This window comes from Mesorhizobium sp. (assembly GCF_005063415.1).
Lineage (GTDB): Bacteria > Pseudomonadota > Alphaproteobacteria > Rhizobiales > Rhizobiaceae > Mesorhizobium.
This window is the reverse complement of the sequence record NZ_SUEG01000196.1, coordinates 1-8101: the sequence shown is the minus strand read 5'-3', so window position 1 is coordinate 8101 and position 8101 is coordinate 1. Positions and strand designations below refer to the sequence as shown.

The following is an 8101-nucleotide window of genomic DNA, read 5'->3' as shown; positions in this document are numbered from 1 at the left end:
GTCACCTGCCGCTTAGGAATAAGCCCGTCTAAAAACCATTCGCGCGTCGGCATCGGCACGCCGTGCCAGTCTGCTGGATTGATGAATGGCAGATCGTTATCGTTCGCCGCGATAGGTGAGGGCTTCGCCTCATCGGAAGGTGACAGATTTTCCATGTGAGCGAAGCTGACGTTCTGGCCGAAGCGGTCGAAACAAACCTGGCCGCCAGCGGCCACTATCTTGACCACAGTGCCATGACCCAGAGAGCCGTGCTCTACGCGGTCGCCAACTTTATAAGGCGCCGTCTTAGTCTGCGCTTCGGTCATGGGGTCTCAGCTCCTTCAGCGCAGCCAGAGCGGCGCGGGAAATTTCTTCAACCAGATTTGGCGAGAAAGTCGCGCAGCGGCGTCCCATGGCGTTCGGTGCGTAAACCGCGTAACCGCCGGCCGTGCGTTCGGTGAGACGCAAGCCGAAGAGGCGCAATTCGTCAGTCAGCGCGACGTCGAAGCGCGCAATGATGTTCCCGAGGCCGGGTGGCTCGGGTCGAATACTGAGGATTTTCAAAGGGTGTTCCTGTTGTTGAATTGCCGCGGTTGGGTCCGCGGGAGGTTTTTAAGAGTGTAGGCTTAGGCCGCCGTCATACCTGACGCGACGCCTCAGCCAATACGGCGGCTCCTTCCTGCCGAACTGCATCGATGCGCGCCTGAATCCAGCTTGTGACCTCGCCTTTAATAAAGGCGATGCGGCGATCCCCGAGCGGGATGGCGGACGGGAAGCGCCCTTCGGCGCGGTAGCGGTTGACCATTGTCCTCGAAAGGCTGGTCATGCGTGCGGCGTCGTTCAGGGAAACGAGTGTGGGGGTGTTGTCGTTAGCGTGCATAGAAATCTCCTCGCCGTAGTGCGCGGCGGTTCAAGAACCAATATGATTGATGAAGGGACGCCACATGGTGGCGGCAGGAGGGGTTTTTAGAAAGTTGGCTCCGCATGCGTCGGGCAGGCCGGGGTCGGGCAAGTTTTCGACTCACCAAAGACCGTAGAGTTGTTATAGGCGTTTTCGCCTTGCGTGTCAAGATGGTGTGGCTACGAGCGATCGTTACACTAGATGTTGAGTGCCACTAGGTACCGCAGTAGGTGGCCCAATCTTCCATCAGCGCACGCCTTTTCTGTAACGCATCGCCCCTTGCGTAGGCTCGCTCGACCGCATCGCCGACAGCGTGAGCTAATGCCATCTCGGCAAGCTCACGCGGGTGATCGGAAGCCTCCGTGGCCCAATCCTTGAAAGTCGAACGCATGCCATGCGGGGTGACAACCTTTGGCTTTCCGTCAACGGCAAGTTGTTTAGGGTCGACCCACCCTGCCCGTCCGGCTTCAAGCTCCGAAGCATGCATCCGCTTAATTGCCGCCGCCAAAGTCATGTCGGATAGTTTCCCGCCGCGTACGGCAGGAAAGACAAGATCAGTGCCCTCAAATCGAGGTGTCGCTTTGAGCAGCCTCAACGCGGCTTTTGACAGCGCAACGCGATGCTCTTTGCCTTCCTTCATCCGCCTTGCCGGGATAATCCAAAGCGCTCCGTCCATGTCTATTTCTGGCCATGAGGCGCCACGCGTCTCTCCGCTTCGGGTGGCGGTCAGTATCGTGAATTCGAGCGCTCTCGCGCCCGTACCGTCGAGGCCACGCAGTTTCTTGACGAACGAAGCAACCCGACTGTACGGCAGCGCAGGATGATTGTTGGTATTGGTCAGGGCGTCCGGCTTGTGAAGGACATGCTCGAGATTGCCCTTCCATACCGCTGGATTTTCCCCGGTTCTCAAGCCCTCGACTTTCGCAGAGTCAAGCACACGCTCAATGCGCTCACGCAGCTTTTCAGCGGTCTCCTGCTTTACACCCCACAGCGGTCGAAGAACGGATAAGACATGTGGCACGCCAATTTCGGCTATAGCGTTTTCGCGGATCGGCCCTGCATGAACGGTCATGGTGTTTCGCCATCCAGCCTCAGTTTTGGCACCACGCCACCGTCCAGCCTTGACCGCCGCATCTATGAAGTCGTCGGCGTATTGCCCGAACGTCTTCACCTCAGCCTTGACCTTGGCCGCTTCGATCGCCTCTACGCCGTGCCTGTGCTCGATTGGATCGATGCCCTGCCTCACCAGAGCGCGAGCCGCCTCAGCCTTCTCGCGAGCGTCGGCCAGGCCAACACTGTGCACCGGCCCTAACCCCAACTCACGCCGCTTGCCTGCAAAGCGATAATCCAAGATCCAGTATCGGCCGTGCCCCTTCTTGACCAGCCACAGCCCGCCACCATCGCGGAGCTTGATCGACTTGCTGGCCGCGATGGCCTTCACCGTAAGAACATTTCTCGTATGATTGCCCATGTCTTCCCCGCTTTTTCCCCGCTATTGGGATGTGCGCTATAGGTATCCGCCATGGACGATATGGGCAAGTGGAATGTTGCAATTCAAGGGTTTATGCGATGACGGGTACACACAGTGGATCACAATGGATATTCAAATGAATCCGGCCCGGGGAGCCATTTTAGGTCGTAAACTCATAAACGATACAGACTGAGGCGTCCCAGCTTGTCGTCGGTCGGCTTACCGTTCATGGTTGCGTGATGGACCATGCTCGCTCGGATTTCCTTCCCGATGAGGTGACCGCCGCCGATCTAAGCGGGTGGGCGGACATTTTGCCAGCGCGATGCCGTGTCGTGGGAGCCAACCTATTCGCCGACACATTTTTTAGCTGATGCCTACGGTGCAGTTCACATGCTGGAAGTGGCTGCGGCTTCGATCACAAAGATCGCTACTTCTAAGGAGGAGTTTCGTCATCGGTGCATCGATGATGAAGATGGTTGGTTGTTGCGCCCGCTGGTGGATCAGTGCCGGTCGGCGGGGATGAACCCAACCCCCTCCCAGTGCTACGCCTTCACGACGCTCCCCCTGTTCGGTGGAGAGTATAAGACCGACAACATCTGGATGTGCTCGTGGAGTGAGTGGATCAGCTATACGGCCTCGATCTACGCGCAGACCAAGGACCTGCCGGACGGCACCCCGGTTTCGATCAGCGTTGTCGATTGAACAGCTTGCCTGAGCCGAGAGAAGCTGATTCAGCGTCAGCATGAGCCGATATGATCTGACCGACTTCGAATGGCGCGTGATCGAGCCGCTGCTACCCAACAAATCGCGAGGCGTTCCGCGCGTCGACGACCGCCGCGTGCTGAACGGTATCTTCTGGGTGCTGCGATCCGGCGCGCCGTGGCGGGATCTGCCCGAGCGCTATGGGCCGCGGACCACCTGCTATAACCGGTTTGTGCGATGGCGGAAGGCAGGCGTATGGGACCGCCTGATGGACGCCATCAGCGCCGCCCACGACGGCGCCATACAGATGATCGACAGCACTTCCATCCGGGCGCACCAGCAGGCTGCGACGGCAAAAAAGGGGGTCCAGATCATTGTCTCGGTCGATCGCGCGGTGGGCTCACGACCAAGATCCACGTCGTCGTCGACGCGCAAGGGCTCCCAATCCGGCTCGGCCTGACAGCAAGACAGGCACATGACAGTCAGATCGCTGATCGACTTCTCGATCATCTTGGCCCACGCACCATCGTGCTGGCCGACAAAGCCTATGATGCAGACCGCATCCGGGAACTGATCCAGGAGCAGGGTGCCACGCCCAACATCCCGGCCAAGAGCAACCGGAAATGGAAGCCCTGCTTCAGCAAGCGGCTCTACCGCGAGCGCAACCTGATCGAACGCGCTTCTTCTCCAAATTGAAGCACTTCCGTCGCGTTTCAACCCGCTATGACAAGCTCGCCGACAACTTCCTCGCCATGGTCCAACTCGCGTCAATGCGCCTGTGGCTGCGCGCTTATGAGTCTACGGCCTAGTACAAAACTGCGAACGTCGTGCCCCGCCGTATGCACACTGGGGTTTCCTCTAGACGCGACAAGCGTCTGCAGGAGTGTAGCCTTTGATCCCTTGATAAGAATCCGGTCGGCTCCAACCTCAACCCGCTGCACCAGCGTTTGCAGATGGTGACGCCTAAAGCTTCCGTCCTGAGCCCGCAGTCGCTGCCTGACCCCTTCTGCGAACCGCGCAACAGCCTCTTGGGTAATTTCGATCGCTTGGCTGTCTCGGTGCTCCGCGCGCTCGGCGTCGGCGTTGGCCGCATCCCGAATTCTTTTCAATTCGGCGATTCTTCCCTTGAGGTTGCTATCGGCTAAATCGGCCAGACCGTTCTCGATCGCTTCGTAGAGTCGTGTGAGCTTCCCTTCAGCGTCGGCGGCTTGTCGTCGTAGATCACCCGCCCGATCCTTCTCGCGATCGACTTGCTCTGCCCTCCGACGCAACAACCCGGACAGCAATTCCTCAAGTCTAGCCGGGTTCAATAGCCGCAGATCCACATGATTCACGACTAAATCGTTGAGTTTCTCCATCGGCATTGTTCGGCTCCTGCAGCCCCTATGCCCCTGTCGGGCGGTCTGGCAACAGGTATAGTATCGATACTGTTTGCCCTTTCCCGAGGTGCGCAAAGTCATATCACCTCCACAGTCCTCACAGAACACAACGCCGCCCAACAGCGTCGGACTGTTCACGGATCGCGGCGCCCGCAATTGCGGACTTCGCGACTTGAGGAGATCCTGGACCGCGTTGAATTCGTCCTCCTCGATGATCGGTTGCACCGCAACATCAATGATATCTTCCGGCGCCTTCTCAACACCTTTCCGTTTGCCGCTGACATTGAAACGAAGTCGCCCGATGTAGGTTGTACGCGTTAGAACCTGATGCACTCCGCCGAGACCCCACTGTCCTCCGGTTGTGTCCGAATCCCTCGATTGTTTAGATAGCTAGCGATCTGACGCACTCCCATCGGGCCGTGATCACTATCGCCCGCATGCGCCAAACGGAACATCAAGCGAACATGGTCGGCGGTCAGAGGGTTCGGTTCGATTTCTTTTTAGTCCGGGTGCCACGTTGCTCGGCGGTCACGATCCGATAGCCGTAGGCTGGCCGGGAACCATTCCAATAACCCTGCCGGGCGTTTTCGCGCATAGCTCGAAGCGTGTGCTTGGCATTCTCCTTGGACTGATATTCATCGAATAGCGCCATGATCTGGCGCATCATCGTGCTCATGGGGGTCATCACCTAGATCCTGCGTGATCGACGTCAGCCGAACACCGTTCTTCGCCAACCGACGGACGTAGAATTCAAGCTGGAACTGGTCGCGGAAGAACCGTGAAAACGAATGCACAATGATTATGTCGAATGGCGCAGGCCGTTGCGATGCAGCGTCCATCATTTTTTGGAATTCGGGCCGCTTGTCATCCGTCGCCGATGCACCTAGCTCAACAAACTCCGTCGCCACAGCAATCCCCTTCGCCTGACAATAGGCCCGCAGCTGGCGACGCTGGTCTGGGATTGAAAGATCGTGCTCGGCCTGCCGGCCCGTCGATACGCGGAGATAAAGTGCCGCTCGGCCGGACATGATGCAAGGGTCGTGACTGAAGTCTGCCGATATCTGGATGATCACGCGAAAAAGACCACCGCAGTTTCGATATCTGAGGCCCTCCGTGTAATCAGGCGTCGCGTTAACACATTCTGCGTCAACGACGGAGGGTTAGAGGAACTGATCGTAGAAAGCGCTGCAGCGAGACAGCTTGCCCTCCTATTGGACAACCATAACTAGTGTGCCTGGGTTAGCGCTGGCGATCTTTGCACCGCTATCGCAATCCGGTTGGAGGGCATGTTCGATCTTCCTAGGTGCCGTACACGGTGTGACCGTGGCGCTGCTGCCGGGGATTTTGGCGACAGTCGCTGCCTGTCCGATAAACGTCTCCGAAAACTGGTGTCGTCCCGGGCCAGGACATTTCCATTCTAGCGGCGGCCGGACTATCGCGCGGCTTGACCTTGCAGTAGCTGGAAGACTTTTCCTGGCAAATGAGATGGGAATAAACTGCGACGGCCACCCGTTGACAGTTCGAACCGTCGCGGTGCCTTGCCTGATCTCTGCAGATTTGGACCGACGCCGCGAGAACATGGAGAAACGCACCTATGCAAGCCACCACGCTCATCGCGTGGCCGGCACGGGTTGGTATGTTGCCCGCTGCGGCCGCGCTTATCATCGCCGCTCTGCCAGCACGAGCCGACGAAACGGTTGGCGTCACCTTGGCCGACAAGGGCATGCAATCCATGCGCATGGACCTGGGCACCGAACAGGTCAAGGCCGGCAATGTGACCTTCAACGTGACCAATACATCCCAGACCTTGGCTCACGAGTTCGTCGTCGTCAGATCCGACAAGCCGATCGAGACGCTGCTTTACAACGAGCAGGAAAAGGAGGTCGAGGAGAGTGCACTCGAGGTCGTAAACGAGATCGAAGACCTCGATCCCGGGAAGTCCGGCGCGCTTACGGTGAAGCTGGAGCCGGGCTCCTACATCCTGCTTTGTAACAAGGCGGGCCATTTCAAGCTTGGCATGGTCAATCACATCACCGTCACAAAATAAGATCTCGCCGGATATCTTGACGCTCACAACTGCCACGGAAAGGATAGGATAGGCCGTAAGACCTCTACCAGGCGGCGGACCCTTCCATCACGGCGGCGGTCGGATTATCGACGGCATGATCTCACGCCTCAGTCGGCGTGCTCGCGATCTCTATGGGTTCACGATGCCTAGGGCCGGCACCTGGGCTGCGGAACCAACCCCGACAGACACGCAGGGCACCCTTAGCCTGGAAAGGCGCAACTCGGTACACGAGGGCGACTATATCTCTACGGAAACAACTTGAAGAAACGCTTCGCTACCCATAGCATGCCACCCCCTGGTGAAATCTGATCAGGAGGTCGGTGGGATCGGTCGGGTTTTTAAGCCAGTGCAAAGTAGGGAGGAGAACTATGGCTTCCGAAGTACAGGCAAACAATGGCGTTAACGTCGAGGCGCTGCTCGGCGCACGCGAAGCGCTTACCAACGCCCCGGAGGCCGCGCAGTTCAAGTGGCGCGCGGCCTGCGAATGGAAGGATGGCACCCACAGCCACTCGACGGTCGAGAGCTTCTACGGTCTCGGCCAGGACCAGCATCGCAAGACCACCTTCGCATTCGATGCCGACCATCCGGAGGTCTTTGCTTCCTTGGATCAGGGCGCCACGCCTGTCGAATACGTGCTGGTCGGGCTGGCGAGTTGCCTGACAGCCGGCATCGCCGCTGTTGCCCAGAACCGGAACATTCAGTTGAAGTCGGTGAAGGCAACCATCGAAGGCGACATGGATATAGCGGGCATACTCGGCATCGACAGCGACGTCCGCAACGGCTTCAGCGGCATCACGGTGAAGTACAACATCGACGCCGACGCCAAGCGCGAGGACATCGAGGCTCTCGTCGCTCAGTCGCAGAAGCGGTCGGCTGTCTATGACATTGTAACCAATCCGACGAACGTCACGGTCGTGGTGAATTGAAAGGCGCTTCGAGCCGTAGACTCTCCTGATGAGAGGGCGCGATTAGTTCCGTCACCACAGTGATCGTCGGCGCAGGGCACGCGGGGCTCGCGATGAGCCGCTGCCTCGCGGAGCGCTCTATCGACCATGTGCTGCTGGAGCGCGGCGAGATCGCCCATACCTGGCGCACCGAGCGATGGGATTCGCTGCGGCTGCTCACCCCGAACTGGCAGAGCCGGCTGCCGGGCTTCCGCTACGATGGCGACGACCCCGACGGCTACCGGACGATGCCTGAAGTGATCGACTTCCTCGGGAACTATGCCAGGGCGATCGCGGCTCCAGTCAGAACACATACGACCGTTACCTCGGTTCGCAGCGATGGGGCGGGATATCTCGTGCGCGCGGACCGCGGCGAGTGGCGCTGCCGAACTGTCGTGCTGGCGTCGGGCGCGTGCAACATCGCACGCCTGCCCGATTTGGCCGTCCGCGTGCCGCCGTCGGTGGCCATGCTGACTGCACAGTCCTACCGCAATCCGGCTCAGGTCGCCGACGGCGGCGTGATGGTGGTGGGCGCCTCGTCGAGCGGCACCCAGATCGCACAGGAGCTGCAGCGTTCGGGGCGCCAAGTGACCCTGTCGGTGGGCGAGCACATCCGGGCGCCCCGCGTCTATCGCGGCAAAGACCTGGAATGGTGGA

General features: G+C 59.2%; 11 protein-coding genes and 2 pseudogenes. 5 read left to right on the top strand and 8 right to left on the bottom strand.

Annotated elements, in window-relative coordinates:
• The 4 genes from E5W70_RS29285 to E5W70_RS29270 form a co-directional block, all read right to left on the bottom strand.
• Positions 1 to 305: hypothetical protein (locus E5W70_RS29285; protein WP_292664775.1), on the bottom strand; the 305-nt coding region annotated here is incomplete at its 3' end.
• Positions 286 to 543 carry a hypothetical protein gene (locus tag E5W70_RS29280; RefSeq protein WP_292664774.1) on the bottom strand — a complete coding sequence of 86 codons (258 nt, stop codon included), beginning with the start codon at positions 541 to 543 and terminating at the stop codon, positions 286 to 288. The genes E5W70_RS29280 and E5W70_RS29285, both read right to left, overlap by 20 nt.
• A gap of 73 nt (positions 544 to 616) precedes the next feature.
• Positions 617 to 859, bottom strand: a complete 243-nt coding sequence (locus E5W70_RS29275) for an AlpA family phage regulatory protein (protein WP_292664773.1) — start codon at positions 857 to 859, stop codon at positions 617 to 619.
• Positions 860 to 1094: 235 nt separating this feature from the next.
• Positions 1095 to 2351 carry a site-specific integrase gene (locus E5W70_RS29270; protein ID WP_292664772.1) on the bottom strand — a complete coding sequence of 419 codons (1257 nt, stop codon included), beginning with the start codon at positions 2349 to 2351 and terminating at the stop codon, positions 1095 to 1097.
• A gap of 390 nt (positions 2352 to 2741) precedes the next feature.
• On the opposite strand from E5W70_RS29270, the gene E5W70_RS29265 reads away from it, so the two are divergent.
• Entirely contained in the window at positions 2742 to 3053 is a 312-nt protein-coding gene (locus E5W70_RS29265) for a T6SS immunity protein Tdi1 domain-containing protein (protein ID WP_292664771.1), read from the top strand.
• A gap of 40 nt (positions 3054 to 3093) precedes the next feature.
• Positions 3094 to 3862 (top strand): annotated as a pseudogene (locus E5W70_RS29260) (IS5 family transposase).
• Here E5W70_RS29260 and E5W70_RS29255 read toward each other — a convergent pair.
• The 4 genes and pseudogenes from E5W70_RS29255 to E5W70_RS29240 all read right to left on the bottom strand — a co-directional run bounded on the left by E5W70_RS29255 (position 3821) and on the right by E5W70_RS29240 (position 5505).
• On the bottom strand, positions 3821 to 4417 hold the full coding sequence (locus E5W70_RS29255; protein WP_292664776.1) for a hypothetical protein: 597 nt from the start codon (positions 4415 to 4417) through the stop codon (positions 3821 to 3823). The pseudogene E5W70_RS29260 and the gene E5W70_RS29255 overlap by 42 nt on opposite strands.
• A gap of 18 nt (positions 4418 to 4435) precedes the next feature.
• Positions 4436 to 4765 (bottom strand): annotated as a pseudogene (locus tag E5W70_RS29250) (recombinase family protein); the annotation flags it as partial.
• A 142-nt stretch (positions 4766 to 4907) separates the two neighbouring features.
• Complete coding sequence (locus E5W70_RS29245) at positions 4908 to 5108, bottom strand: hypothetical protein (RefSeq protein WP_292664770.1); 201 nt, start codon at positions 5106 to 5108, stop codon at positions 4908 to 4910.
• On the bottom strand, positions 5068 to 5505 hold the full coding sequence (locus tag E5W70_RS29240; RefSeq protein WP_292664769.1) for a recombinase family protein: 438 nt from the start codon (positions 5503 to 5505) through the stop codon (positions 5068 to 5070). Before E5W70_RS29240 ends, E5W70_RS29245 begins: the two co-directional genes overlap by 41 nt.
• Positions 5506 to 6026: 521 nt before the next feature.
• Here E5W70_RS29240 and E5W70_RS29235 point away from each other — a divergent pair.
• The 3 genes from E5W70_RS29235 to E5W70_RS29225 form a co-directional block, all read left to right on the top strand.
• Positions 6027 to 6479, top strand: coding sequence for a copper resistance protein (locus E5W70_RS29235; RefSeq protein ID WP_292664768.1), 453 nt, complete (start codon positions 6027 to 6029; stop codon positions 6477 to 6479).
• Between the two features lie 389 nt (positions 6480 to 6868).
• A complete protein-coding gene (locus E5W70_RS29230; RefSeq protein WP_292664767.1) occupies positions 6869 to 7426 on the top strand; it encodes an OsmC family protein in 558 nt (185 codons plus the stop codon).
• A gap of 92 nt (positions 7427 to 7518) precedes the next feature.
• Positions 7519 to 8101 (top strand): NAD(P)-binding domain-containing protein (locus tag E5W70_RS29225; RefSeq protein WP_292664766.1); only part of this gene is annotated, 583 nt, incomplete at its 3' end.